This is a genomic window from Pseudoalteromonas sp. 0802, from assembly GCF_013350085.1.
In the GTDB taxonomy this organism is placed as follows: Bacteria; Pseudomonadota; Gammaproteobacteria; order Enterobacterales; family Alteromonadaceae; genus Pseudoalteromonas.
Window position 1 is genome coordinate 1 of sequence record NZ_JABVXE010000117.1, and the last position, 294, is coordinate 294.

The following is a 294-nucleotide window of genomic DNA, read 5'->3' on the forward strand; positions in this document are numbered from 1 at the left end:
TTAACTACCAGAATTAAATGAAGTGCAATTAAATATTTGCAGTGAGATTTAGTTTCATATTCCAACTTGACAACTCGACCTTATACAGTAGTCTATACAGTGTATGAAAAAGACGCTCAGATACAACTACAGGCTAAATCCTACCCCAGAGCAAGAAGCTAAGCTTATTGAGTTTGGTGCGACAGCGCGTGGCATTTGGAATCTGTTGTTGTCTGAAAATATGCGTCGATATGAGTACGATAAGACGTTCTTGTTTTACAAAGAAATGGCCTCGCTTCTTAAGGAATTAAAGCC

The 294-nt window shown here is 38.1% G+C and carries 1 protein-coding gene; it reads left to right on the top strand.

Translation table 11 applies throughout. The annotated features are described in order from the left end of the window. Nucleotides 1-103 precede the first annotated feature (103 nt). A partial coding sequence (locus HUS61_RS21430; RefSeq protein ID WP_175092397.1) for a helix-turn-helix domain-containing protein occupies nucleotides 104-294 on the top strand: 191 nt, incomplete at its 3' end.